Here is a 23,908-nt window from a genome sequence, read left to right as displayed (position 1 = left end):
TGATTATACTAAACTTTCTATTTTTTTGCAAATAGATTTTTAATTTTTCGACCAATGATTTGGACTAAGGTAGGAAGTTTGACTACCTTGTCATTTCCCAGTTTTTCACGAGCTATTTTAAGAATTTTTCCAGAGTCTTTTGAGGCGAAGAGAAATTTTCCTTGATCTGTAAAGATTTCAAAATGACGACTAACCTTGCGGCCTGAAACATTGGCTCCGATTTGATTAATGCTGGACCATGGAATTTGAATATAGTCCTCGACATTTCGATCTGCGTAAAATTCTAGCGCATGATCTCCAACCAGAAATTTTCCAACCTTTCCTGTAATGGAGAGATAGGAAGTTCCAGTTGTTTGCAAGTCGACGACCTTGTTGAGGGATTGTGCCATGTTTAGTCTTCCTTATTTTCACCGAAAAATGCTTGGTAGAGAGCTTTAAGGGCGGCTTTTTCTTGATCTTTATGGACAACAAACATGATAGAAACTTCACTAGAGCCTTGTGACATCATTTGGATGTTGATGTTGTTCTCAGATAAGGCACGAGTGGCTGTAGCAGTTACCCCGATATGACGCTTCATTTTTTCCCCAACAATCATAATGATAGAGAGGTCGTGTTCGATTTCAGCGTGGTCTACCTCTGCTTTTTGAACTAATTGACGAAGGATTTCTTCTTCCTTGATTGGAGTCAATTCTCGTGAACGTAAGATGATAGACAGGTCATCGATACCAGTTGGCATGTGTTCCCAACCAATATTAAGGTCCTCAAGGATCTGAAGAACTTTGCGACCAAAACCGATCTCGCGGTTCATCAGATACTTAGACATATTAATGCTGACAAAGCCAGAATCACCAGCGATCCCAACAACTGGGAATTTGTCGCTGCTATGTTGTAGCACAATGCGAGTACCTAGGTGGTCTGGATTGTTGGTATTTTTAATGACAAGAGGAATTTTCCCACGGTAGGCAGGAAGAAGGGCTTCGTCATGAAGGACAGAGAAACCTGCATAAGCCAATTCACGCATTTCACGGTAGGTCAATTCAGGGATAGAGTGTGGCTTATGGATAATACCAGGGTGGGCTGCAAAGATTCCATCTACATCCGTAAAGTTTTCATAGAGGTCAGCCTTGACACCAGCAGCAATGATAGAACCAGTGATATCTGAACCCCCACGTGAGAAGGTACAAATTTGATCTTCTTTCGTAACACCGAAGAAACCAGGGATAACAAGAACTTCAGTTGAATTTGTCAATTCCTCGATTTTATCGTAACTTGATGGGATGATACGTGCATTTCCAGGTTCGCTCGTAACGACGATACCAGCTTCTCTAGGATGAACATAACGCGCCTCCAAGCCATTTTGGTTAAAGTAGGCTGCAATCAATTTGGCATTGTTGTTTTCCCCTGCAGCAAGGAAGGTATCGTAAAGAAACTTATTATCTTCAATTGGAAGAGTTGCAAGAGCACGGATGCTTTTTGAAATTTTATCTAAAACGGCTGGTTTAAGACCTAATTCGCTAACCATAGCAGCATAGCGATCAATAATCCAGTTTTGGCTTTTGCTAATGTCATTTCCAGCTACATAGTCGCGGTAGTATTTAATCAAGGCATCTGTCACCTTGGTATCTTCAGAATTGCGTTTACCAGGGGCAGATACAACCACAAAACGACGTTCTGGGTCACTTTTGACAATATTTAAAACTTTTTCTAACTGACTAGCAGAGGCAAGCGAGCTTCCACCAAATTTAACAACCTTCATAAGAACTCCTAAAGTAAGTATTTTATACGATTATAGCAGAAAGAGGGGCTTTTTTCAATCTGGAAAATTTCCTATATAATTGTTTGAATGTCTCATCAGGAAAGCTTATAATAAAGGTGTAGGGGAAAACTCTTCTTATGAAAGGAGTTGAGCAAGATGATTAAAAGAGTAGTTTGTTTAATCTTACTAGTCCTTACCTTCGTGATGATTCCTACAAATATCAGAGCAAGTTCTCAACCTCTTCCCAGTGGTCGTTTGACCGGAGAAGAATTAGCGATGGAATATGCTCAGGAAGGTCAGATTTCAGTTGAGAGGGCTAAAATTCTCTTGTCTATCGGTTTGTCAGATAGTAAGGCAAGGACTTATCGAATTCTCTCTGAAAAGATTATCGTCAATCCTAACTATGAAGCTAGAGTCAAGTTTTACTGTCGAACAGATGAGAGTGGACAATTTAGAGGAATCACGAAACTCTTAGCTACAAGTCTGGTCACCAAGGACGGGGATAACGAAGCTCCTTTTACAGGAAATCTTTTTGCCTACCTTGAAGATCCAAATCGTGTTTTTTACATGGTTTCAGGAGAATTCTACCATAAAGGCTCCAATCAAGAACAACTCTATCAAAGAGAAGGAGGGCGGATGCTTGAAGTCATTTATGATTTCAAAGATGATGCAAGTACTGGTTTTCCTTCATTTTTAGAGACCAAACTAAGGTTTTAAAATCGGCCGATACACTTTCGGTCGATTTTTCTCTTGTTTTAAAAGCCAGAAAAAGATATAATTTGAAAATAAAATAATTTAAACATCATTGTAATTTGAAAGGAGTGGCTATGGATCATATTATCTATCAAGTTCAGGACGATCTAGCGATACTTACTCTGAATCGTCCCGAGGTGGCAAATGGTTTTCATATTCCTATGTGTCAGGAAATTTTAGAAGCCTTAGAATTAGCTGAAAAAGATAGTGCTGTTTCCTATATTCTCATCAATGCAAGAGGCAAAGTTTTTTCTGTCGGAGGGGACTTGGTAGAGATGAAACGAGCTGTCGATGAGGATGATATTGCATCCTTGGCTCAGATTGCAGAATTAGTCAATGCCATTTCTTATAAATTGAAGCAAATTCCTAAGCCTGTCATCATGGAAGTAGACGGAGCAGTTGCTGGTGCAGCTGCCAATATGGCCTTGGCTGTTGATTTCTGTATTGCATCGGACAAGGCTAAATTTATTCAAGCCTTTGTAGGCGTGGGCTTGGCTCCTGATGCGGGTGGTTTATTCTTGCTGACACGATCGCTAGGAGCGACTCGGGCAACGCAACTTGCTATGACCGGTGAAGCTTTTACAGCTGAGAAGGCTTTAGAAGCAGGAGCTGTCTATCGTCTGTGTGCTAGTGAGCAACTGGAAAAGACAAGAGAGCAACTGTTGAAGAAGTTGAGAAGAGGCTCTACTAACTCTTACGCAGCCATTAAGAAATTGGTCTGGGAGAGCGAGTTTAAGCAGTGGCATGAATATGCAAAATTGGAACTGGAGCTACAGGAAACTCTATCTTATACCGAAGATTTTAAGGAAGGTGTTCGTGCACATTCTGAAAGAAGACGTCCAAAATTTTTGGGGAAATAAGAAAATACTTGCGCAATTCTTTGAAGTTTGATATACTTTTTTTGTCAAATGTTTTGATAGTTAAACTTTTTTTGATGAGGGAGGGAAAAGAATTGGACTACCAACGGATCAATGACTATTTAACATCTATTTTTAATAACGTCCTGGTGATTGAGGAAGTGAGTTTGCGAGGTAGTCGTTTCAAGGACATCTCTATCAAGGAAATGCACACGATTGATGTGATTGGTAAGTTTCCAGATGTGACACCAAGTCAAGTGTCCAAAGAGTTGATGGTAACTCTAGGAACAGTGACAACTAGCTTGAACAACTTGGAACGAAAAGGTTACATCGAACGTTTACGTTCAGATCAGGATCGTCGTGTAGTACATCTGCATTTGACCAAGAAAGGTCGACTCGTACATCGTCTCCATAAACGTTTCCACAAGGCCATGGTCGAAAGAATTATCGAAGGCATGAGCCCAGAGGAAATGGACGTCATGAGTAAAGGTTTGACCAATCTTTATCAATTTTTGGAGGATTTGAAATAATGGCTTTTGCGAAAATAAGCCAGGTTGCTCATTATGTTCCAGAGCAGATTGTCACAAATGAGGATTTAGCTCAGGTTATGGATACGAGTGATGAATGGATTTCAAGTCGAACTGGGATTAAGGAACGTCGCATTTCTAAGACAGAATCAACAGGAGATTTGGCAACGGCAGTTGCAAAACAACTCCTAGAGAAGTCAGGGATTTCTGCTGAAGAGTTGGATTTCATCATCCTAGCTACGATGACACCTGACTCAATGATGCCTTCTACTGCAGCACGTGTACAGGCTCGTATAGGTGCTCGTAAGGCCTTTGCATTTGATCTAACCGCCGCTTGTAGTGGTTTCACCTTTGCCCTTTCAACTGCTGAGAAATTCATATCATCTGGACGATTTGGCAAGGGCTTGGTCATCGGTAGTGAAACTATGTCCAAAACCTTGGACTGGACGGATCGTTCAACCGCTGTCCTATTTGGAGATGGAGCTGGTGGCGTCTTGTTAGAAGCAAGCGATAAGCAACATTTCCTAGCGGAGAGTCTCAATAGCGACGGTTCACGTAGTGAGTGCTTGACCTATGGGCAGACAGGCTTGACGTCACCATTTTCAGTTCAAGAAAATCCAGATGCTTTCTTGAAAATGGATGGCCGAGCAGTTTTTGATTTTGCAATTCGAGATGTTGCTAAGTCTATAAAAAATACCATAGAAGAGAGTCCTCTGTCGGCAGAAGAACTAGATTATCTCCTGCTTCACCAAGCTAATATCCGCATTCTAGATAAAATGGCTAGAAAGATCGGTGTAGATCGTGATAAGCTTCCCGCAAATATGACCAAGTATGGAAATACCAGTGCGGCAAGTATTCCGATCCTACTTTCAGAGTGTGTAGAGGAAGGGCTCATTCGTTTGGATGGTAGCCAAAAAATTCTCTTGTCAGGCTTCGGTGGAGGTTTGACATGGGGCACGCTTATTGTTACAATTTAGGTAATCATGTGGTGAACACATTGTTATAAAAACTATTTATTTTAAAGGAGTCTATCATGGCAGTATTTGAAAAAGTACAAGAAATTATCGTTGAAGAACTTGGAAAAGATGCATCAGAAGTAACACTTGAATCTACTTTTGATGATTTGGATGCAGATTCATTGGACTTGTTCCAAGTGATCTCAGAAATCGAAGATGCTTTTGATATCCAAATCGAAGCAGAAGATGACTTGAAAACAGTTGGTGACTTGGTTGCCTACGTTGAAGAGCAAACAAAATAATTAAAATAAATGAAGAAGGAGTAGGGGGAACCCGCTCCCTCTTGTTCAGGTAATAGTTTGACAGTCAAAGTATAATGTGGTCGAACTATTACCTAAGCAAGACTCATGGAGGCACTATGAAAACACGTATTACAGAATTATTGAACATTAAATATCCTATCTTTCAAGGGGGAATGGCCTGGGTTGCAGATGGTGACCTTGCTGGAGCTGTTTCAAAAGCAGGTGGTCTAGGTATCATCGGTGGAGGAAATGCTCCTAAAGAAGTGGTTAAAGCTAATATCGATAAGATTAAATCTTTAACAGATAAGCCTTTTGGTGTCAACATTATGCTTCTGTCTCCATTTGTTGATGATATTGTTGACCTCGTCATTGAAGAAGGGGTTAAGGTAGTCACAACTGGTGCAGGAAACCCAAGTAAATATATGGATCGATTTCATGAAGCAGGAATCACCGTTATTCCTGTAGTTCCTAGCGTAGCTTTGGCTAAACGGATGGAAAAAATCGGTGCAGATGCTGTTATTGCAGAAGGTATGGAAGCAGGTGGACACATCGGTAAACTAACAACTATGACCTTGGTTCGTCAAGTTGCAGCTGTTGTTTCTATCCCTGTTATTGCAGCTGGAGGCATTGCAGACGGTGAGGGAGCCGCTGCTGGCTTTATGCTCGGTGCAGAAGCTGTGCAAGTAGGAACTCGTTTTGTGGTAGCTAAAGAATCAAATGCCCATCCTAACTATAAAGCTAAAATTTTAAAAGCTCGTGATATTGATACAACGATTTCGGCACAACATTTTGGACACGCAGTTCGTGCCATTAAAAACAAATTGACTCGTGATTTCGAGCAAGCTGAAAAAGATGCCTTTAAACAAGAAAATCCAGATTTAGAAATATTTGAACAAATGGGCGCTGGAGCCTTAGTTAAAGCTGTTGTCCATGGGGATGTGGATGGCGGTTCAGTGATGGCCGGCCAGATTGCAGGTTTGGTATCTAAAGAAGAAACTGTTGAAGAAATCTTAAAAGATATTTACTACGGTGCAGCTGAAAAGATTCAAGCAGAAGCTGCTCGTTGGGCAGGAGTTACAAGAAATGACTAAAACAGCCTTTCTATTTGCAGGTCAAGGAGCCCAGTACCTTGGAATGGGACGTGAGCTATACGACCAATATGGTATCGTCAAGGAAACAATCGACCAAGCTAGCCAAGTCTTAGGTTATGACCTTCGTGACTTGATTGATAACGATGAAACGAAGCTACATCAGACTCGTTACACGCAACCAGCTATTTTAGCTACATCCGTTGCTATTTACCGACTACTAAAGGAAAAAGGTTACCAACCAGATATAGTGGCAGGTTTGTCTCTTGGAGAATACTCTGCCCTTGTAGCTAGTGGTGCCTTGGATTTTGAAGATGCAGTAGTTCTAGTTGCTAAACGTGGGTCTTATATGGAAGAAGCAGCACCAGCAGGATCAGGGGAAATGGTAGCTGTGCTTAATACACCAGTTGAAGTTATCGAACAAGCTTGTCAAGAAGCTTCTCAACTTGGTGTCGTGACGCCAGCTAACTATAATACTCCCAATCAAATCGTTATTGGTGGCGAAGTAGTTGCAGTAGATCGTGCAGTTGAACTCTTGCAAGAAGCAGGAGCAAAACGTTTGATTCCGCTCAATGTTTCTGGACCTTTCCATACAGCCTTATTGGAACCTGCTAGTCAGAAATTAGCTCAAGCCTTGACAGAGATTGAGTTTTCTGACTTTGCTTGTCCACTTGTTGGCAATACAGAAGCAAAGGTCGTGGAAAAAGAACGCATTGCAGAACTCTTAACTCGTCAAGTTAAGGAACCGGTGCGTTTTTATGAAAGTATTGCTCTTATGCAAGAAGCTGGTGTGAATCGTTTTATCGAGATTGGACCTGGTAAAGTTTTGTCAGGATTCGTCAAAAAGATTGATAAAACTGCTCAACTTGCAAATGTGGAAGATCAAGCAAGTTTACAAGCACTCTTAGAAAATTAGACCAAAATGGTAGAAGTTTTGAAAGGAGAAACATGAAACTAGAAAATAAAAATGTCTTTATCACAGGCTCAAGTCGAGGAATTGGTCTTGCCATTGCTCATAAATTTGCCAGCTTGGGAGCCAATGTTGTCTTGAATAGTCGTGGTGAAATCTCCGAGGAGCTTCTAGCCGAATTTAAACTATACGGAGTGAAGGTCCTTGCTATTTCTGGTGACGTTTCTAATTTTGCGGACGCAAAGCGTATGGTGGACCAAGCCATTGAAGAGCTGGGTTCAGTTGATGTCCTCGTTAATAATGCTGGGATTACTCAAGACACTCTCATGCTTAAGATGACAGAAGAAGATTTTGAGAAGGTTTTAAAAGTCAATTTGACAGGTGCCTTCAATATGACACAATCAGTCTTAAAACCGATGATAAAAGCTCGCGAAGGTGCTATCATCAATATGTCTAGTGTCGTTGGTTTGATGGGAAATATCGGTCAAGCAAACTACGCTGCTTCTAAGGCAGGATTGATTGGTTTTACCAAGTCTGTAGCGCGTGAGGTTGCTAATCGTAATGTGAGAGTAAATGCTATTGCGCCAGGGATGATTGAATCGGATATGACCGCAGTCTTGACAGATAAAGTAAAGGATGCCATGTTGGCACAAATTCCGATGAAACAGTTTGGACAAGCAGAGCAGGTTGCTGATGTGGCAGCCTTTCTCGCTAGTCAAGATTATCTAACAGGACAAGTAATTGCAATTGATGGTGGACTAACCATGCAATAAGAGTTAAAATAGAGGTAGAAGAATGAAACTGAATCGAGTAGTAGTGACAGGTTATGGAGTGACATCTCCAATCGGAAATACACCAGAAGAATTTTGGAATAGTTTGACAACTGGAAAAATCGGAATTGGTGAAATCACCAAGTTTGATCATAGTGAATTTGCGGTGCATAATGCGGCAGAAATCCAGGATTTTCCTTTTGACAAATATTTTGTAAAAAAAGATACCAACCGTTTTGATGTTTATTCTTTATATGCACTATATGCAGCACAAGAAGCAGTGAACAATGCTAATCTTGATGTAGAGACTCTTGATAGAGACCGCTTTGGTGTCATCGTTGCTTCAGGTATCGGTGGAATCAAGGAAATCGAAGATCAAGTGCTTCGACTTCATGATAAGGGACCAAAACGTGTAAAACCATTGACACTTCCAAAAGCTTTACCAAATATGGCATCAGGAAATGTTGCTATGCGTTTTGGAGCAAACGGTGTTTGTAAATCTATCAATACTGCTTGTGCTTCTTCAAATGATGCAATTGGGGATGCCTTTCGTTCCATCAAGTTTGGTTACCAAGATGTTATGCTAGTTGGTGGTTCTGAGGCTTCTATCACTCCATTTGCCATTGCAGGTTTCCAAGCCTTGACAGCTCTTTCAACAACAGAGGATCCATCTCGTGCTTCTATTCCATTTGACAAAGACCGTAATGGATTTGTCATGGGTGAAGGATCAGGTATGTTGGTTCTTGAAAGCTTAGAGCACGCAGAAAAACGCGGTGCAACTATCTTAGCTGAAGTTGTTGGTTACGGAAATACTTGTGATGCCTACCATATGACTTCACCACATCCAGAAGGTCAAGGAGCTATTAAGGCCATCAAATTAGCCTTGGAAGAAGCTGAGATTTCTCCAGACCAAGTAGCCTATGTCAATGCTCATGGAACCTCGACTCCTGCCAATGAAAAAGGAGAAAGTGGTGCCATTGTATCTGTTCTAGGTAAGGATATTCCAGTTTCTTCAACCAAATCCTTCACAGGTCATTTGCTGGGAGCAGCAGGGGCTGTTGAAGCCATTGCTACTATTGAAGCTATTCGTCATAGCTATGTTCCAATGACAGCCGGAACGAAAGAATTATCAGACTATATCGAAGCGAACGTTATCTATGGACAGGGATTGGAGTGTGGAATTCCATATGCTATCTCAAATACCTTTGGATTTGGTGGGCATAATGCAGTCCTTGTTTTCAAACGTTGGGAGAATAAGTAAAGATGAATTTAAATGAAATCAAAGACTTGATGGCGCAATTTGACCAGTCAAGCTTGAAAGAATTTTCTTATAAAAATGGAACGGATGAGTTGGTCTTCAGTAAGAATGAAGCGAAACTTGTTGCAGAAGCAAGTCCAGCACCTCAAGCTCAAACTACACCAGCTGTAGAAGTAGTTTCAGAATCAAGTGCTAGTGAATCTGTAGCTGAGGGGGACCTTGTAGAAAGTCCACTTGTCGGAGTTGCTTACTTGGCTGCCGGACCAGACAAATCTAATTTTGTTTCAGTCGGTGATACTGTTAAAAAAGGCCAAACCTTGGTCATCATCGAAGCCATGAAGATCATGAATGAAATTCCAGCACCTAAAGATGGTGTTGTAACAGAAATTTTAGTTGAAAATGAAGAAATGGTTGAGTTTGGGAAAGGCTTGGTACGTATCAAATGATTGATATTCAAGAAATTAAAGAAGCTTTGCCTCACCGCTATCCTATGCTCTTAGTGGATCGTGTCTTAGAAGTTAGCGAAGATACTATTGTTGCCATTAAAAATGTGACGATTAATGAACCTTTCTTCAATGGTCATTTCCCTCAATACCCAGTTATGCCAGGAGTCCTCATTATGGAAGCCTTGGCACAAACAGCAGGTGTTTTGGAATTATCTAAACCGGAAAACAAAGGGAAGCTCGTCTTCTATGCTAGTATGGACAAAGTGAAATTTAAGAAACAAGTTGTTCCTGGTGATCAGCTTGTCATGACAGCAACTTTTGTCAAACGTCGTGGCACAATCGCCGTAGTAGAAGCGAAGGCAGAAGTAGATGGTAAGCTTGCAGCAATCGGTACTCTAACCTTTGCTATTGGAAACTAGGGAGGTTTTCCATGTTTCGTAAGATTTTAATTGCCAATCGTGGTGAAATTGCTGTTCGTATTATTCGTGCGGCACGAGAATTAGGAATTGCAACAGTCGCTGTCTATTCGACTGCTGACAAGGAAGCTCTCCACACGCTTTTGGCTGATGAGGCTATCTGTATCGGCCCTGGGAAGGCTACAGAATCTTATCTGAACATCAATGCCATCCTATCAGCTGCGGTATTGACTGAAGCTGAAGCTATTCACCCTGGATTTGGATTTTTAAGTGAAAATTCCAAATTTGCAACCATGTGTGAAGAAGTTGGGATCAAATTTATCGGACCATCAGCTCGTGTCATGGATATCATGGGAGATAAAATTAACGCCCGTGCTCAAATGATTAAGGCTAATGTTCCCGTCATTCCGGGTTCAGATGGAGAAGTTCATACTGCAGAAGAGGCTCTTGCTATTGCTGAAAAAATTGGTTATCCAGTTATGCTGAAAGCTTCAGCTGGAGGTGGTGGAAAAGGGATTCGTAAGGTTGAAAAAGCAGAAGATCTCGTGTCAGCCTTTGAAACAGCCTCTAGTGAAGCCAAAGCCAACTTTGGTAATGGAGCGATGTACCTTGAGCGTGTGATCTATCCTGCTCGCCATATTGAAGTACAGATTCTTGCTGACCAGATGGGTCATGTTATTCACCTAGGTGAGCGTGACTGTTCGCTTCAACGGAATAACCAAAAGGTTTTAGAAGAAAGTCCTTCGATTGCTATTGGAAAAACCCTTCGTAATGAAATTGGTGCAGCGGCAGTACGTGCAGCGGAGTCTGTTGGTTACGAGAATGCTGGTACCATTGAATTCCTACTAGATGAAGCGACTGGGAAATTCTACTTTATGGAAATGAATACTCGGGTCCAAGTAGAACATCCAGTAACTGAATTTGTATCTGGTGTGGATATTGTCAAGGAACAAATCCGTATCGCAGCAGGTCAACCTTTGACCTTGAAACAAGAAGATATTGTTCTAAAAGGACATGCTATTGAGTGCCGTATCAATGCGGAAAACCCAGCCTTTAATTTTGCACCAAGTCCAGGGAAGATTACCAATCTTTATCTACCGAGTGGTGGTGTTGGCTTGCGTGTTGACTCAGCAGTTTATCCAGGTTATACCATTCCGCCATACTATGATAGTATGATTGCTAAAATTATTGTTCATGGCGAAAATCGTTTTGATGCTCTCATGAAAATGCAACGAGCTCTATATGAACTCGAAATTGAAGGGGTTGTCACCAATGCTGATTTCCAACTCGATTTGATTTCAGATCGTCGAGTAATTGCTGGAGATTACGATACTTCCTTCTTGATGGAGACCTTCTTACCACACTATCAAGAAAAAGAATAATGTAAAAAGACTATGAGACCGAAAAGGGGGATGTATGGCTCTATTTAGTAAAAAAGATAAATATATTCGAATCAATCCCAATCGTTCGACTGTAAATCAACCTCAGATCAAGCCAGAGGTTCCAGATGAACTCTTCTCCCAATGTCCAGGTTGCAAATATACGATTTACCAAAAGGACTTGGGGAGTGAGCGTATATGCCCTCACTGTGGCTACACCTTCCGTATTTCAGCTCAAGAGCGTTTAGCTTTAACCATTGATATGGGTACGTTTTTGGAAATGTTTAAAGGGATTGAGACTCAGGATCCTTTGAATTTTCCAGGCTATCGTAAAAAGTTAACTTTGATGCGTGAAAAGACAGGTCTTGATGAGGCTGTTGTAACAGGAACAGCTTTGATTAAGGGAGAGAAGGTTGCCCTTGGCATCATGGATTCAAACTTTATTATGGCGTCAATGGGGACAGTTGTTGGTGAAAAAATCACTCGCTTGTTCGAATATGCGACCGCTGAAAAATTGCCAGTCGTCTTGTTTACGGCTTCTGGTGGTGCCCGTATGCAAGAAGGAATCATGAGTTTGATGCAGATGGCTAAAATCTCTGCAGCTGTTAAACGCCATTCCAATGCAGGTCTCTTTTATCTGACAATCCTTACGGATCCAACAACTGGAGGTGTTACAGCTTCCTTTGCTATGGAAGGGGATATCATCTTAGCGGAACCTCAAAGTCTTGTTGGTTTTGCTGGACGCCGTGTGATTGAAAATACGGTAAGGGAAGACTTACCAGAGGATTTCCAGAAGGCAGAGTTTCTTCTAGAGCATGGCTTTGTAGATGCAATTGTAAAACGGCGAGAATTGCCAGATATGATTGCTCGATTAGTAAGGTTGCATAAGGGGGATTGTTGATGAATATAGCGAAAATCGTCAGAGAAGCACGTGAACAAACCCGCTTAACTGCCTTGGACTTCGCAACAGGAATTTTTGATGACTTTGTGGAGCTACATGGGGATCGCTCTTTCAGAGATGATGGTGCTGTGGTTGGTGGTATCGGATGGTTAGGAGACCAAGCAGTAACTGTAGTTGGAATCCAAAAAGGTAAAAGTTTACAAGATAATCTTAACCGTAACTTTGGACAACCCCATCCAGAAGGCTATCGCAAGGCCCTTCGTTTGATGAAGCAAGCTGAAAAGTTTGGTCGTCCTGTTGTTACCTTTATCAACACTGCTGGTGCCTATCCAGGTGTAGGGGCAGAGGAACGTGGACAAGGTGAAGCTATCGCCCGTAATCTCTTTGAAATGAGCGACCTAAAAGTGCCCATTATCGCCATTATTATCGGTGAAGGTGGATCTGGTGGAGCTCTTGCACTTGCAGTAGCTGACCGTGTTTGGATGCTTGAAAATTCCATCTATGCCGTACTGAGTCCTGAAGGATTTGCTTCTATCTTATGGAAAGATGGAACTCGTGCCATGGAAGCAGCTGAGTTGATGAAAATCACCTCGTATGAGTTGTTGGATATGCAAGTTGTTGATAAGGTCATCTCTGAGGTGGGTCTATCAAGTAAAGAACTGATCAAGCAAGTGAAAGAACAACTCCAAGCAGAAGTCGATGCACTTGGTAAACTTCCGTTAGATCAACTCATTGAAGAACGCTTCCAACGCTTTAGAAAATATTAAAAAGAAAGAGAGTGGGACAGAAATCGGTAATTCGTTAGAATTCGATTTCGTCGTCCCACCTCCGCACAGTTGAGTAGGGCTGTAAAAGCTGATGAAATCAGCGTAGTAGAGCCCACTCAACCACTGCGTCTTGCTCGACAATCCAAAGACAATTGAGAGGCCAGGACTTTTGTCCCAGCCTCTTTTTGGCTGCTATAAAAAAGACATTTCAGGATTAAGAATTGACAGTTGAGGAAATAACTGCTAAAATAATCAAAAAAATATGTATAATGAACATATAGGCTTAGAAACATATCATTTAAGAAGCTACTTGACAGCTACATTTACAGTTCTTTCGTTTGAAGAGTTAGAGCAAGTTTCAGGTGGTGGTATGATTTGGATGTTTGATGAAAGAATTTGGACTTGACCTAGTATAGCAACAAATCAGAAAACTATACTTGCTGATGTGACTAGACGTAGTTCTGGTGTTGGCTATTGATAAGTTAAAGGAGTGAGTATGAAAAAACTAGGGCATTTGGGAGTCTTTGTCTTACTGGTATTTCTATCGGTTTATCTACCAGAGTTAGGGATTATGTATCTGACTAAGTTTTTAGGATGGGGGATAGATGGCTATTCTATCTTTTTAACAGTTGAAGTAACAGCTCTTTTGCTATTATTTATCTACTGGCTCAAAAAGAAAGAGATGCTCTATATTTTTGAAAAAAAGGGTTCTAAGAAGTCAAGATTCTTTTACCTTGTAGTTGGTCTAGTGGCTACTTATTTTGATCGTCAATTGGTGGATGCTTTTCAATTACAGTTTCATCACCTAATTGATAACAAGTATATCTTTCAAGACCTTATTTCGATTCTATACTCCAATGGGCAACCAACTTTTCTATCAACTGTTCTCAGTTTTAGTTTAACAGTAGTCGTCGGACCTATATTGGAGGAACTGATTCATAGAGGGTATTTTATGAATACCTTCTTTCCAAACTCCAAGTATTATCTGGATGTTATCTTATCAGCCCTCATCTTTGGACTTAGTCATTTGATCCTAACTCACCGAGATCCTATCAGTTTGATCATTTATAGTTTAGGCGGTCTCTTCTATGCCCTGGTCTACCGTTGGACAAAGAACCTGAAAATTACAATCCTGTGCCATAGTTTTTTCAACTTTCTCATTTATGCAAAGCCCATCTGGATTTTTGTTTATAATTTTATCTATTATCATTTTTTAAGATAGTAGTAATAAGAAAAGTGTTTGGCAGAAGTCAAGCACTCTTTTGATTCTTCCCCGAAGAAAGTTAGCTCTCTATTTTAAGTGATTAAGAGATGCTTCAACAGTAAGGTATACATTTCGGGATTAAGAATTGACAGTTGAGGAAATAGATGTGAGTGTGGTCAAAAAAAGATGTATATTATATAATAAGGAATGATAATCTGATGGACTAGTCACTAGGCTAGGAAGAAAGAATGAAAAAATTTCAGATGCCCTATTCTACTACTTTAAAAGCGTTATTGAGGTATAGTAGTAAATTGGAGAGTTGACTAGTCATTGAGAAGATCTGTAGATTTGGTAATTTTGTTGATTAGAAAGAAGTAATGATGAAAAAACTAAGACAATTTGGAATGTTTTTGCTGATTAGTTTCCTATCTACCTATTTACCACAAACGATTGGTTTGTATGTGACGATCATTTTAGGTCTAGGTATAGATAGCTATTCTATTATTTTAACAATGGAGTTAGTGCTGATCCTATTTCTTTTAGTTTGGTGGTTACAAAGGAAAAAGATGCTCTTTGTCTTTGAAAAAAAGAGTTGGAACTGGTCAACGATATTTTACTTGCTTGCATGCTATGTGGTGAATCAAGTTTTAGGTCGCTTTTGGGAACGCTATGCTCATTTGATTGATTACAAGAATATTCATGATTACCTTTATACAATGGTGCTTTCTAATGGACGACCAACTTTTTTATCGACTATTCTTAGTTTTATCTTAGTAGTCATCATTGGTCCTATTTTGGAAGAGACGCTTGATCGTGGATATTTTATGAATACCTTTTTTCCCCAGTCCAAGTATTATCTGGATGTCATCTTCTCAGCTCTTATATTTGGATTCAGTCATTTGATACTATCTCACCGAGATCCGATTAGTTTATTATATTTTAGTTTTTTCGGTTTCTTTTTCGCTCTTGTCTATCGTTATACATCTAATCTACGATTGACCATTCTTTGTCATTGTTTGTTCAACTTTTTCAACCACGCTAAACCTATTTGGATTTTTGTTTATAATTTTATCTATTATCGTTTTTTTAGATAGTGCTAGTAATAAGAAAATAAAAAAAGTGTTTGATTTGAGTCAAACACTTTTTCTATACTTAATCTTCTTCTGTCACAAATTGACTGAGGAGTCCGTTGATAAAACGGGCTGATTTTTGATCTGAAAAGCTTTTAGCAAGCTCAATGGCTTCGTTAACAGCTACGAGTTGAGGAGTGTCAAATGAAGTAATTTCAAAAACTCCTAGGCGTAGAAGAGTTTTTTCCACTAAAGTCAGACGATCGATAGTCCAACCAGTTTTCAAATGTTGAGTGATTTGTTTATCCAGATCATCCTTTTTAGCTTGGACACCAGAAACGAGCTCCACAAGGAAGTTAGGAAGTTGCACATCTGCATCTTCGCGATCATGCGTGTAGGCGAAGCGACAAGCGGTTTCTAGATCTGAACCAAATTCAAGACTCATCAAAGCTTGGAAAGCACACTTACGTAGCTCACGTCTAGATTCTAATAATGGACTAGTCATTGAGGAAGTCCTCGTCGAATAAGTCTTTCAATTCTGGTTTTGGTGTTTTATCTGGAACGATACCAGCAACGTGAATGTTGACTGCAGTGATTTCAACATCAGCCATATTGCGGACAGCATCCTTAACAGCTTTCTGGATAGCCATAGCAACCTTAGGAACTTTGACACCGTACTCTAGGTAGAGATAGATATCAGCTGTAAGTTCATCGTTGGCTTCTTTTAGGTATACGCCACGACCAAGAGAAAGTTTTGAAAGGGTGTCAGATACTGATTTGTTTGAAAAAGAGTGTACGCCTTCAACTTTCGCAGTTGCAATAGCAATGATTTTTTCTAGTACACGTGGGGCGATGACGATTTCGCCAAGTTGTTCTTCAATTCCCATAGAATGACCTCTTTCTAGTTTCTAGAGATTAGGCGCGAGAAACGTAAGTTCCTTCTGCAGTGTTGATAATCAATTTTTGTCCTGCTTCGATAAAGTCTGGAACGTTCACGACAAGACCAGTTTCCATAGTTGCTGGTTTACCAGAACCTGTAACAGTAGCACCTTTGATAGATGGTTGTGTTTCAGCAACTGTCAATTCAACAGTAGTTGGTACAGTTACACCGATTACTTCAGTTCCGTAGAATTGGATTTTTACATCTGAGTTTTCAAGGATGTAAAGCAATTCGTTTTCAACATTCACAACAGGAATTTCGTATTGGTCATAAGTTTCTGTGTTCATGAAGTAAGCTGTGTCGTCCATTTTATACAAGTATTGAGCTGGAACTGTTTCGATGATTGCTTGCTCAAATTTTTCTTCTGGGCGGTAGCTTGTTTCAAAAGTTGAACCAGTGCGGACATCACGCAATTTCATACGCATGATAGTGTTTCCTTTACCTGGTTTGTGGTGGCTAGCTTCCAAAACGCGGATCAATTTTCCTTCAGCTGTTTCAAAGGTCATACCAGCCTTTAGTTTACTTGCTTCAATCATGTTTTTACCTCTTTTATAAATATTATTACTCTTCATTTTACCATAAAATCTTCTGGAAATAAAGCCAAAATAGTTATTGGGAGATGGTAGAGGAGAAAAAGAATATTGCCTAGTCAGGTGGAGTGGTTAATGTTAAATAGTATCCACTATATTTCTTCTCATACTCAATGGAAATCAAAGAGCAAACTAGGAAGCAAGCCGCAGGCTGCTCAAAACACTGTTTTGAGGTTGCAGATGGAAGCTGACGTGGTTTGAAGAGATTTTCGAAGAGTATTATATTTCAAAAGGCCGTAGTAAGCTTACTCCGACCTGTTAGTATTGTCTTAAAAAGATTGATTTTTATTCTGGTTCTACCAAAATTTTAATTTGTGACTTATCTTGAGTTAATTCGATAAAGCCTTCTTCGATGATATTTTCCAATTTAATTTTCTTAGTAACTAATTTTTCAGCAGAGAAGTAGCCTTGTTCCATCAATTCTAATACTTTAGGGAAGATATGACGATAAGCAATGATTCCTTTTAGTGTCTTTTCTTGGATTGCAAATTCATTCGGATTAATATTTGCTTCTCGTTCCCAGATAGAGACCACCATGCACTCACCTGCTTTATGTACGGCAGCTAAGGCTTGTCCTAAAACTACTGGCACACCCGTTACTTCATAAGAAACATCTACACCACCGTTTGTTAAACGATGAATAGCTTCAACAGCTGTTTCACCTTCTTCCGGACGGACAACGATAGCTCCTAACTCTTCAGCTTTTGCTTGACGTTCAGGTGATAGTTCAACAGCATAAATCTTAGAAGCACCCGCTGCACGAAGGGCTTCTACAATTAAGAGACCAATCGGACCTAAGCCAAAGACAGCAGCAGTATCACCAGTTTTTAGTGCTGATTGACGAACTGCATAAACTGCAACAGCAGCTGGCTCAGTGAGAGCAGCTTGCTCATAGCTTAAGCTATCTGGAATGACATGTACTAAGTCACCGTCTAAAACACAATATTTGGCAAATCCACCGTCTGCAGCCAAACCGACAAAATTAAGGTTTGGATCCAAATTATAATTACCAACTAAGTTATTCTTAGCTAGAATTGGTTCTACAGCAACACGATCACCAATTTTAACACGAGTAACATCGCTTCCGACTTCTACAATTTCACCAGAAAATTCATGTCCCAGTGTTACTGGTGCTTTTTGACCAGAATAGACATGTTCTTCTGTTGGGATGAAGATAGGGCCATCTAAAAATTCGTGGAGGTCAGTACCACAAATTCCTGTGAATTTAACAGCAACTTTTACTTGGTGCGGAAGTACCTCAGGAACTTCTACTTCTTGAATACGAACATCTTTTGCTGCATGCCAGCGAGCTGCTTTCATTGTAGTTATATGAATAACTCCTTATTGTTGCGATTTTTAGTTTTCCTTTTAGGAAACTTTACATGTAATATTGTAAACGCTTTCCTTGTATTTGTCAAGAAAAACCAACCTCAGGGCTGGTTTCTTTTACATATTAATTTTCTTTCAACTTAGCCAGTTCTTGGGCAAGTAGCTTGAGGGCAACCTGTGGGTTGGCTTGTCCTTTGGTTGCTTTCATAAGGAATCCAGTAAATGCTTTGTCTGCATTACGTTTACCTGACTTGAAGTCGGCAACTGCAGCTTCGTTATCTGCAAAGACTTGGTGGATGATTGGAATCAAGACATCAGGATCTGAGATTTGAACCATACCTGCTTTCTCCACGTATTCACGCGCGCCACCGCCATTTTTAGCTAGGTGGACAAAGACTTTCTTGGCAATCTTAGATGAGATAGTTCCGTCTTCGATGATGGCGATCATTTCTACCAAGTTTTCTGGAGTTAATTCGATTTGTTCAAGTGTCTTGCCTTCGGCATTCAAGAACTGAGCAACTTCCCCTTGGAGCCAGTTAGATACTTGTTTGGCATCGCCACCGAGGGCAACAGCTTTCTCAAAGAAGTCAGAAGTAACTTTATTAGCTGTCAACTGACTAGCATCGTAGTCTGATAATCCGAGTTGAGAGACATAGCGTGCACGGCGCTCTTTTGGAAACTCTGGTAACTCCGTACGCATTTCTTCGATCCACTCATCAGAGATTTCAAAGAGCGGTAGGTCTGGTTCTGGGAAGTAACGGTAGTCTGCAGCTCCTTCCTTAACACGCATGAGGATAGTTGCCTTGTTAGCTTCGTCATAACGACGTGTTTCTTGGCGGATTTGACCACCAGAGCGAAGGATTTCAGCCTGACGTTGGACTTCGTATTCAAGACCCTTACGGACGTTAGAGAAGGAGTTGAGGTTCTTCAACTCAGTCTTGGTACCGAATTTTTCTTGACCATAAGGACGAAGCGAGATATTGGCATCCACACGCATCGAACCTTCCTCCATCTTAACGTCAGAAATGCCAGCGTATTGGATGACTTCCTTGAGGGCTGTTAGATAAGCATAAGCTTCTTCTGGTGAACGCATGTCTGCTTCAGATACAATCTCAATCAATGGCACCCCTTGACGGTTGAGGTCAACATAAGAGTAACCATCTGTGCCGTGTGTGTTTTTACCTGCATCTTCTTCCAAGTGAGCACGTTCAATACCGATTTTCTTAGTCGTACCGTCTTCTAGCTCCACTTCAATCCAGCCGTTATAACCGATTGGCTCATCAAATTGAGAAATTTGGTAGGCTTTGGGATTATCAGGGTAGAAGTAGTTCTTGCGGTCAAAGTGCATCTTCTTATGGATGTCCATGTTAAGAGCGAGTGCAGCCTTGATACCAGCATCGACAACACCTTTATTGAGAACTGGTAGTACGCCTGGGAAAGACCAGTCAATCACGTTAGTGTTGGCATTTTGGTCATTTCCAAAGTGAGCAGAAGTAGGTGAGAAGATTTTTGAATTGGTGTTGAGCTCTACGTGGACTTCAAGTCCAATGACTGTTTCAAAGTTCATTAGTTATCACCTCCAAAAATCACGGGTTGTTGCTTGTGGTAGTCTGTTGTTGCTTCAAAAGCAGCAGCAGCTTGGTAGATAGTCTCTTCTGAGTATTTAGGACCAATCAATTGGAGCCCGACAGGTAGACCTTGGGCAAATCCTGCAGGAATTGAAATTCCTGGAAGTCCAGCCAAGTTGACTGGGATGGTCAAGAGGTCAGCCAAGTACATGGCAACTGGATCGTGGTTGAGTGAATCCAAATCAAAGGCCACGCTTGGAGCTGTTGGACCAAGGATGAGATCGTAATCTGCAAAGACTTTTTCAAAATCTTGGATGATGAGGGTACGAACTTGACCAGCCTTCTTGTAGTAGGCATCGTAATAACCTGATGAAAGGCTGAAAGTTCCAAGCATGATACGACGTTTCACTTCATCACCAAATCCTTGGCTGCGAGTATTAACGTAAATCTCGTCCAAGTTTTTAGCATCTTCAGCACGGAAACCATAGCGGATACCGTCAAAACGTTGTAAGTTTGATGAAGCTTCTGATGAAGCGATGATGTAGTAGACTGCCACACCGTATTTAGAGTGAGGAAGGCTCACTTCTTCAACGATAGCACCAAGTTTTTCAAAGTGCTTAGCGGCGTTGAGGATAGTTTCCTTAACTTCTGGGTCAATCCCTTCGCCAAGGTATTCCTTAGGCAAAGCAATTTTCATGCCCTTAATGTCTTGACCGATTTTTGAAGTAAAGTCAGCAATTCGGACTGGAGCAGAAGTAGAGTCTTTTGCATCTTCGCTGGCAATAGCATTGAGCAAGAGGGCATTTTCCTTAACAGTTGGAGCAAAAGGACCAATTTGGTCTAATGAGCTACCAAAGGCAATGAGACCGAAACGTGAAACTGTTCCGTAAGTTGGTTTGAGACCAACAATCCCGTTAAAGGCAGCAGGTTGGCGGATAGAACCACCAGTATCAGAACCAAGTGATAAGCGGACTTGTCCAGAAGCTACAGCTGCAGCTGAACCACTTGATGATCCACCAGGAACCTTGCTGTGGTCCCAAGCATTTTTAGTAGCACCGTAGTAAGAAGTCTCACCTGATCCACCCATGGCAAACTCGTCCATGTTGGTTTTCCCAACAACAATCATGCCCTTGGCTTTTGCATTGGCAACAGCTGTTGCATCAAATATTGGTTCGTAGTTATAAAGCATTTTTGAGGCTGCAGTTGTTAGGATGCCGTCTGTAGAGATATTATCCTTAACAGCTAGCGGAATTCCTGAAAGGATATTGTCAGCGTCAATTCCAGCTTCATCAATAGCTTTGGCTTGAGCAAGAGCCTGCTCCTCGGCGATAGTAATAAAAGCGTTGATAGCTGTTTCGCGAGATTTGATATCTTCAAGCGCAGCTTGTGTTAATTCAGTTGCTGAAATTTCCTTAGAAACAAGGAGATTGTGCAAGTCTTCAATAGTTTTGTTATTAAAAGTCATTAGGCATCTCCTCCATCGTCTAGGATAGCTGGTACCTTGATATAGTAGTTATCTTTTTCAGGTACATTTTTAAATAAGCGATCACGGTCAGTTCCTTCTTCGGCTACGTCTGGGCGAAGAACGGTCTGGCGATCTGCCATGGTAGTCGTTGGTTCAACACCAGTAGTGTCGACTTCGCCGAGTAATTCGACCATATCAACAATCTTAGACAAGGTTGTTGCAAACTCAGCAGTTTCTTCTTCTGAGAATTTTAATTTTGAAAGATTGGCAACATGAGTTACCTCTTCTTGCGTAATTTTCATCTGGTATCCTTTCGTGAAATGATGATTATTTATCTGTTCTATTTTACCATATTTTCCTATAAATAAGGGAGGCGGAACTGAAAAGAAATAGAAATTGAAAAAAATGCTAAAATCCGATATAATGGAGTGTTGAAAGGAATGGTAAAATCCAATGTAGAAATCATTCTTAGCCATTGAAACAAGAAAAATAGAGAATCAGAGAAAGAGAACTTATGAATATTCAAGAAGAAATTAAGAAACGTCGTACCTTTGCTATCATCTCCCACCCTGACGCGGGGAAAACAACCATTACTGAGCAGTTGCTCTACTTTGGAGGCGAGATTCGTGAGGCTGGTACCGTAAAAGGAAAGAAAACAGGGACTTTTGCCAAGTCTGACTGGATGGATATCGAGAAGCAACGTGGGATTTCGGTTACTTCATCTGTGATGCAATTTGACTACGATGGTAAGCGTGTCAATATCCTAGACACCCCAGGGCACGAGGACTTTTCAGAAGATACTTATCGGACTTTGATGGCGGTGGATGCTGCGGTCATGGTCGTGGACTCTGCAAAAGGTATCGAGGCCCAAACCAAGAAATTGTTTGAGGTTGTGAAACATCGTGGCATTCCCGTCTTTACCTTTATGAACAAGCTGGACCGTGACGGTCGTGAGCCTTTGGATCTCTTGCAAGAATTAGAAGAAGTTCTAGGCATTGCGAGCTATCCTATGAACTGGCCAATCGGGATGGGGAAAGCTTTTGAAGGTTTGTATGACCTTTATAACCAACGCTTGGAACTCTACAAGGGGGATGAACGTTTCGCTAGTCTAGAAGATGGGGACGAGCTTTTTGGCAGCAATCCTTTCTACGAGCAAGTCAAGGATGATATTGAGCTTTTGAATGAAGCTGGAAATGAGTTTTCAGAGGAAGCTATTCTGGCTGGAGAATTGACACCAGTCTTCTTTGGTTCAGCTTTGACAAACTTTGGTGTGCAGACCTTCCTTGAAACCTTCCTTAAGTTTGCTCCAGAACCACATGGACACAAGAAAACAGACGGTGAAATTGTGGATCCTTACGACAAGGATTTTTCAGGATTTGTCTTTAAAATCCAAGCCAACATGGATCCTCGTCACCGTGACCGTATCGCCTTTGTCCGTATCGTATCGGGTGAATTCGAGCGTGGTATGAGTGTTAATCTCCCTCGTACTGGTAAGGGAGCTAAGCTGTCAAATGTTACTCAGTTTATGGCAGAAAGTCGTGAGAATGTCACTAATGCCGTAGCGGGAGATATTATCGGGGTTTATGATACTGGTACCTACCAGGTTGGAGATACGCTAACTGTTGGGAAGAACAAGTTTGAGTTTGAACCACTACCAACCTTTACTCCTGAGATTTTCATGAAGGTTTCGCCTAAGAACGTTATGAAACAAAAATCCTTCCACAAGGGAATGGAACAGTTGGTACAAGAAGGAGCCGTCCAGCTTTATAAGAATTACCAAACAGGCGAGTACATGCTAGGTGCTGTTGGTCAACTCCAGTTTGAAGTCTTTAAACACCGTATGGAAGGCGAGTACAATGCGGAAGTGGTCATGAGCCCAATGGGTAAAAAAACCGTTCGTTGGATCAAGCCTGAGGACTTAGATGAACGGATGTCATCAAGCCGAAATATCTTGGCCAAAGACCGTTTTGACCAACCTGTCTTCCTCTTTGAAAATGACTTTGCCCTTCGCTGGTTTGCGGACAAGTATCCAGATGTAGAGTTGGAAGAGAAGATGTAAATTGTTACAAATGACTAGCAACATAAAGTTGCTGTCATTTGACGGTAACCGCTATGGCGGTTTACCTAAACGCTTCACTAGGAAAAATCCACGAATGGTATCGATTCGTGGATTTTTCCGTCGTAATGGTAAGGAAGCGGTCTAGCTACCTGCCTTACTAACTGCGTTTGGCAAATGAAATTGATTTGCTAAACTCCGTGTCGTAGTTCAGTAAATTTATGTGGTTGTATAACAATCTAAGTAACTAACGCCAAGTTTCTATAGAACTTGGCTAGGCGCTCCACTAGTAAAGTTTTACGAATATTATCGATTCGTAAAACTTTACATCGTGATGGGTAGAAAGTGGCCTGATTGCCTTACTAACTCATCGACGAAAAATAATCGTTTTCTCCTCTTCGTGTCGTAATCTATCAATTGGTAACCGTTAAGGCGATTTGCCTAAACGCTTCACTAGGCAAAACCCGCGAATGGTTTTGATTCGTGGATTTTTCCGTCGTAATGGCAAGGAAGCAAAGTGTCTGCCTATCTCACTAACTTCGTTTGGCAAATATGATCGATTTGCTAAACTCCGTGTTGTAGTGTAACAATCGGTAACCG

General features: G+C 41.0%; 28 protein-coding genes. 19 read left to right on the top strand and 9 right to left on the bottom strand.

The annotated features are described in order from the left end of the window. Window positions 1–17: 17 nt before the first annotated feature. Together QEZ38_RS04520 and QEZ38_RS04515 are read right to left on the bottom strand one after the other, a co-directional pair. Window positions 18–389: a DUF956 family protein gene (locus tag QEZ38_RS04520; protein ID WP_049508922.1), complete on the bottom strand. Its 372-nt coding sequence runs from the start codon at window positions 387–389 to the stop codon at window positions 18–20. A gap of 2 nt (window positions 390–391) precedes the next feature. Then, window positions 392–1,756 carry an aspartate kinase gene (locus QEZ38_RS04515; protein ID WP_281335166.1) on the bottom strand — a complete coding sequence of 455 codons (1,365 nt, stop codon included), beginning with the start codon at window positions 1,754–1,756 and terminating at the stop codon, window positions 392–394. A gap of 156 nt (window positions 1,757–1,912) precedes the next feature. Here QEZ38_RS04515 and QEZ38_RS04510 point away from each other — a divergent pair, with 156 nt between their 5' ends. The 17 genes from QEZ38_RS04510 (at window position 1,913) to QEZ38_RS04430 (ending at window position 15,384) form a co-directional block, all read left to right on the top strand. Then, window positions 1,913–2,473 (top strand): hypothetical protein, encoded by a 561-nt coding sequence (locus QEZ38_RS04510; protein ID WP_281335165.1) that lies wholly within the window; start codon window positions 1,913–1,915, stop codon window positions 2,471–2,473. A gap of 110 nt (window positions 2,474–2,583) precedes the next feature. Beyond that, window positions 2,584–3,369: an enoyl-CoA hydratase gene (locus QEZ38_RS04505; RefSeq protein WP_281335164.1), complete on the top strand. Its 786-nt coding sequence runs from the start codon at window positions 2,584–2,586 to the stop codon at window positions 3,367–3,369. A gap of 92 nt (window positions 3,370–3,461) precedes the next feature. After that, window positions 3,462–3,896, top strand: coding sequence for a fatty acid biosynthesis transcriptional regulator FabT (fabT, locus tag QEZ38_RS04500; RefSeq protein WP_000386343.1), 435 nt, complete (start codon window positions 3,462–3,464; stop codon window positions 3,894–3,896). Beyond that, window positions 3,896–4,870 carry a beta-ketoacyl-ACP synthase III gene (locus tag QEZ38_RS04495; RefSeq protein WP_281335163.1) on the top strand — a complete coding sequence of 325 codons (975 nt, stop codon included), beginning with the start codon at window positions 3,896–3,898 and terminating at the stop codon, window positions 4,868–4,870. The genes fabT and QEZ38_RS04495 overlap by 1 nt, the downstream gene beginning before the upstream one ends. A gap of 56 nt (window positions 4,871–4,926) precedes the next feature. After that, on the top strand, window positions 4,927–5,151 hold the full coding sequence (locus QEZ38_RS04490) for an acyl carrier protein (RefSeq protein ID WP_000257838.1): 225 nt from the start codon (window positions 4,927–4,929) through the stop codon (window positions 5,149–5,151). Window positions 5,152–5,267: 116 nt separating this feature from the next. Further along, complete coding sequence (gene fabK, locus QEZ38_RS04485) at window positions 5,268–6,242, top strand: enoyl-[acyl-carrier-protein] reductase FabK (protein ID WP_281335162.1); 975 nt, start codon at window positions 5,268–5,270, stop codon at window positions 6,240–6,242. Beyond that, window positions 6,235–7,155, top strand: a complete 921-nt coding sequence (gene fabD / locus QEZ38_RS04480; RefSeq protein WP_281335161.1) for an ACP S-malonyltransferase — start codon at window positions 6,235–6,237, stop codon at window positions 7,153–7,155. The genes fabK and fabD overlap by 8 nt, the downstream gene beginning before the upstream one ends. A gap of 32 nt (window positions 7,156–7,187) precedes the next feature. Further along, a complete protein-coding gene (fabG, locus tag QEZ38_RS04475) occupies window positions 7,188–7,922 on the top strand; it encodes a 3-oxoacyl-[acyl-carrier-protein] reductase (protein WP_281335160.1) in 735 nt (244 codons plus the stop codon). A 22-nt stretch (window positions 7,923–7,944) separates the two neighbouring features. Beyond that, window positions 7,945–9,180, top strand: a complete 1,236-nt coding sequence (gene fabF, locus QEZ38_RS04470) for a beta-ketoacyl-ACP synthase II (protein WP_281335159.1) — start codon at window positions 7,945–7,947, stop codon at window positions 9,178–9,180. 2 nt (window positions 9,181–9,182) lie between these two features. Continuing rightward, window positions 9,183–9,623, top strand: coding sequence for an acetyl-CoA carboxylase biotin carboxyl carrier protein (accB, locus tag QEZ38_RS04465; protein WP_153225080.1), 441 nt, complete (start codon window positions 9,183–9,185; stop codon window positions 9,621–9,623). Continuing rightward, window positions 9,620–10,042: a 3-hydroxyacyl-ACP dehydratase FabZ gene (fabZ, locus tag QEZ38_RS04460; RefSeq protein ID WP_281335158.1), complete on the top strand. Its 423-nt coding sequence runs from the start codon at window positions 9,620–9,622 to the stop codon at window positions 10,040–10,042. The genes accB and fabZ overlap by 4 nt, the downstream gene beginning before the upstream one ends. A gap of 11 nt (window positions 10,043–10,053) precedes the next feature. After that, window positions 10,054–11,421 carry an acetyl-CoA carboxylase biotin carboxylase subunit gene (gene accC / locus QEZ38_RS04455; protein ID WP_281335157.1) on the top strand — a complete coding sequence of 456 codons (1,368 nt, stop codon included), beginning with the start codon at window positions 10,054–10,056 and terminating at the stop codon, window positions 11,419–11,421. Between the two features lie 34 nt (window positions 11,422–11,455). After that, the gene (gene accD, locus QEZ38_RS04450) at window positions 11,456–12,319 is read left to right on the top strand and encodes an acetyl-CoA carboxylase, carboxyltransferase subunit beta (RefSeq protein ID WP_281335156.1); all 864 of its coding nucleotides are present in this window, start codon (window positions 11,456–11,458) and stop codon (window positions 12,317–12,319) included. Then, a complete protein-coding gene (locus tag QEZ38_RS04445) occupies window positions 12,319–13,086 on the top strand; it encodes an acetyl-CoA carboxylase carboxyl transferase subunit alpha (protein WP_281335155.1) in 768 nt (255 codons plus the stop codon). Before accD ends, QEZ38_RS04445 begins: the two co-directional genes overlap by 1 nt. A gap of 310 nt (window positions 13,087–13,396) precedes the next feature. Further along, window positions 13,397–13,492, top strand: coding sequence for a bacteriocin (locus QEZ38_RS04440; RefSeq protein ID WP_281335154.1), 96 nt, complete (start codon window positions 13,397–13,399; stop codon window positions 13,490–13,492). Between the two features lie 90 nt (window positions 13,493–13,582). After that, complete coding sequence (locus tag QEZ38_RS04435) at window positions 13,583–14,308, top strand: CPBP family intramembrane glutamic endopeptidase (protein WP_281335153.1); 726 nt, start codon at window positions 13,583–13,585, stop codon at window positions 14,306–14,308. Window positions 14,309–14,670: 362 nt separating this feature from the next. Further along, a complete protein-coding gene (locus QEZ38_RS04430; RefSeq protein ID WP_281335192.1) occupies window positions 14,671–15,384 on the top strand; it encodes a CPBP family intramembrane glutamic endopeptidase in 714 nt (237 codons plus the stop codon). Between the two features lie 58 nt (window positions 15,385–15,442). Here the strand turns inward: QEZ38_RS04430 and nusB are convergent, their stop codons facing one another. From nusB to gatC, 7 genes are all read right to left on the bottom strand, one after another. Beyond that, window positions 15,443–15,865, bottom strand: a complete 423-nt coding sequence (gene nusB, locus QEZ38_RS04425) for a transcription antitermination factor NusB (protein ID WP_281335152.1) — start codon at window positions 15,863–15,865, stop codon at window positions 15,443–15,445. Further along, window positions 15,858–16,247 (bottom strand): Asp23/Gls24 family envelope stress response protein, encoded by a 390-nt coding sequence (locus tag QEZ38_RS04420; protein ID WP_049548992.1) that lies wholly within the window; start codon window positions 16,245–16,247, stop codon window positions 15,858–15,860. The genes nusB and QEZ38_RS04420 overlap by 8 nt, the downstream gene beginning before the upstream one ends. 28 nt (window positions 16,248–16,275) lie before the next feature. Beyond that, on the bottom strand, window positions 16,276–16,836 hold the full coding sequence (gene efp / locus QEZ38_RS04415; protein WP_000568646.1) for an elongation factor P: 561 nt from the start codon (window positions 16,834–16,836) through the stop codon (window positions 16,276–16,278). Between the two features lie 339 nt (window positions 16,837–17,175). Continuing rightward, window positions 17,176–18,219 carry a 2,3-butanediol dehydrogenase gene (locus QEZ38_RS04410; protein ID WP_281335191.1) on the bottom strand — a complete coding sequence of 348 codons (1,044 nt, stop codon included), beginning with the start codon at window positions 18,217–18,219 and terminating at the stop codon, window positions 17,176–17,178. Window positions 18,220–18,343: 124 nt separating this feature from the next. Beyond that, window positions 18,344–19,786, bottom strand: coding sequence for an Asp-tRNA(Asn)/Glu-tRNA(Gln) amidotransferase subunit GatB (gene gatB, locus QEZ38_RS04405; protein ID WP_281335151.1), 1,443 nt, complete (start codon window positions 19,784–19,786; stop codon window positions 18,344–18,346). After that, window positions 19,786–21,252 (bottom strand): Asp-tRNA(Asn)/Glu-tRNA(Gln) amidotransferase subunit GatA, encoded by a 1,467-nt coding sequence (gene gatA / locus QEZ38_RS04400; protein ID WP_281335150.1) that lies wholly within the window; start codon window positions 21,250–21,252, stop codon window positions 19,786–19,788. Before gatA ends, gatB begins: the two co-directional genes overlap by 1 nt. Next, the gene (gene gatC, locus QEZ38_RS04395; protein ID WP_281335149.1) at window positions 21,252–21,554 is read right to left on the bottom strand and encodes an Asp-tRNA(Asn)/Glu-tRNA(Gln) amidotransferase subunit GatC; all 303 of its coding nucleotides are present in this window, start codon (window positions 21,552–21,554) and stop codon (window positions 21,252–21,254) included. Before gatC ends, gatA begins: the two co-directional genes overlap by 1 nt. 212 nt (window positions 21,555–21,766) lie before the next feature. Between gatC and QEZ38_RS04390 the strand changes: the two genes are divergently transcribed. Then, window positions 21,767–23,311: a peptide chain release factor 3 gene (locus QEZ38_RS04390; protein WP_281335148.1), complete on the top strand. Its 1,545-nt coding sequence runs from the start codon at window positions 21,767–21,769 to the stop codon at window positions 23,309–23,311. A 10-nt stretch (window positions 23,312–23,321) separates the two neighbouring features. Continuing rightward, on the top strand, window positions 23,322–23,456 hold the full coding sequence (locus QEZ38_RS04385) for a hypothetical protein (RefSeq protein ID WP_281335147.1): 135 nt from the start codon (window positions 23,322–23,324) through the stop codon (window positions 23,454–23,456). Window positions 23,457–23,908 lie beyond the last annotated feature (452 nt).

It is taken from the genome of Streptococcus taonis, assembly GCF_029948085.1.
Classification (GTDB): Bacteria; Bacillota; Bacilli; order Lactobacillales; family Streptococcaceae; genus Streptococcus; species Streptococcus taonis.
The sequence above is the reverse complement of the archived record's forward strand: the minus strand, read 5'-3'. Positions and strand labels throughout refer to the sequence as shown.

Coding starts and splice junctions, on each gene's coding strand:
- QEZ38_RS04520 (WP_049508922.1), bottom strand. CDS start 389: ATGGCACAATCCCTCAACAAGGTCGTCGACTTGCAAACAACTGGAACT.
- QEZ38_RS04515 (WP_281335166.1), bottom strand. CDS start 1,756: ATGAAGGTTGTTAAATTTGGTGGAAGCTCGCTTGCCTCTGCTAGTCAG.
- QEZ38_RS04510 (WP_281335165.1), top strand. CDS start 1,913: ATGATTAAAAGAGTAGTTTGTTTAATCTTACTAGTCCTTACCTTCGTG.
- QEZ38_RS04505 (WP_281335164.1), top strand. CDS start 2,584: ATGGATCATATTATCTATCAAGTTCAGGACGATCTAGCGATACTTACT.
- QEZ38_RS04495 (WP_281335163.1), top strand. CDS start 3,896: ATGGCTTTTGCGAAAATAAGCCAGGTTGCTCATTATGTTCCAGAGCAG.
- QEZ38_RS04490 (WP_000257838.1), top strand. CDS start 4,927: ATGGCAGTATTTGAAAAAGTACAAGAAATTATCGTTGAAGAACTTGGA.
- fabK (WP_281335162.1), top strand. CDS start 5,268: ATGAAAACACGTATTACAGAATTATTGAACATTAAATATCCTATCTTT.
- fabD (WP_281335161.1), top strand. CDS start 6,235: ATGACTAAAACAGCCTTTCTATTTGCAGGTCAAGGAGCCCAGTACCTT.
- fabG (WP_281335160.1), top strand. CDS start 7,188: ATGAAACTAGAAAATAAAAATGTCTTTATCACAGGCTCAAGTCGAGGA.
- fabF (WP_281335159.1), top strand. CDS start 7,945: ATGAAACTGAATCGAGTAGTAGTGACAGGTTATGGAGTGACATCTCCA.
- accB (WP_153225080.1), top strand. CDS start 9,183: ATGAATTTAAATGAAATCAAAGACTTGATGGCGCAATTTGACCAGTCA.
- fabZ (WP_281335158.1), top strand. CDS start 9,620: ATGATTGATATTCAAGAAATTAAAGAAGCTTTGCCTCACCGCTATCCT.
- accC (WP_281335157.1), top strand. CDS start 10,054: ATGTTTCGTAAGATTTTAATTGCCAATCGTGGTGAAATTGCTGTTCGT.
- accD (WP_281335156.1), top strand. CDS start 11,456: ATGGCTCTATTTAGTAAAAAAGATAAATATATTCGAATCAATCCCAAT.
- QEZ38_RS04445 (WP_281335155.1), top strand. CDS start 12,319: ATGAATATAGCGAAAATCGTCAGAGAAGCACGTGAACAAACCCGCTTA.
- QEZ38_RS04435 (WP_281335153.1), top strand. CDS start 13,583: ATGAAAAAACTAGGGCATTTGGGAGTCTTTGTCTTACTGGTATTTCTA.
- QEZ38_RS04430 (WP_281335192.1), top strand. CDS start 14,671: ATGAAAAAACTAAGACAATTTGGAATGTTTTTGCTGATTAGTTTCCTA.
- nusB (WP_281335152.1), bottom strand. CDS start 15,865: ATGACTAGTCCATTATTAGAATCTAGACGTGAGCTACGTAAGTGTGCT.
- QEZ38_RS04420 (WP_049548992.1), bottom strand. CDS start 16,247: ATGGGAATTGAAGAACAACTTGGCGAAATCGTCATCGCCCCACGTGTA.
- efp (WP_000568646.1), bottom strand. CDS start 16,836: ATGATTGAAGCAAGTAAACTAAAGGCTGGTATGACCTTTGAAACAGCT.
- gatB (WP_281335151.1), bottom strand. CDS start 19,786: ATGAACTTTGAAACAGTCATTGGACTTGAAGTCCACGTAGAGCTCAAC.
- gatA (WP_281335150.1), bottom strand. CDS start 21,252: ATGACTTTTAATAACAAAACTATTGAAGACTTGCACAATCTCCTTGTT.
- gatC (WP_281335149.1), bottom strand. CDS start 21,554: ATGAAAATTACGCAAGAAGAGGTAACTCATGTTGCCAATCTTTCAAAA.
- QEZ38_RS04390 (WP_281335148.1), top strand. CDS start 21,767: ATGAATATTCAAGAAGAAATTAAGAAACGTCGTACCTTTGCTATCATC.
- QEZ38_RS04385 (WP_281335147.1), top strand. CDS start 23,322: ATGACTAGCAACATAAAGTTGCTGTCATTTGACGGTAACCGCTATGGC.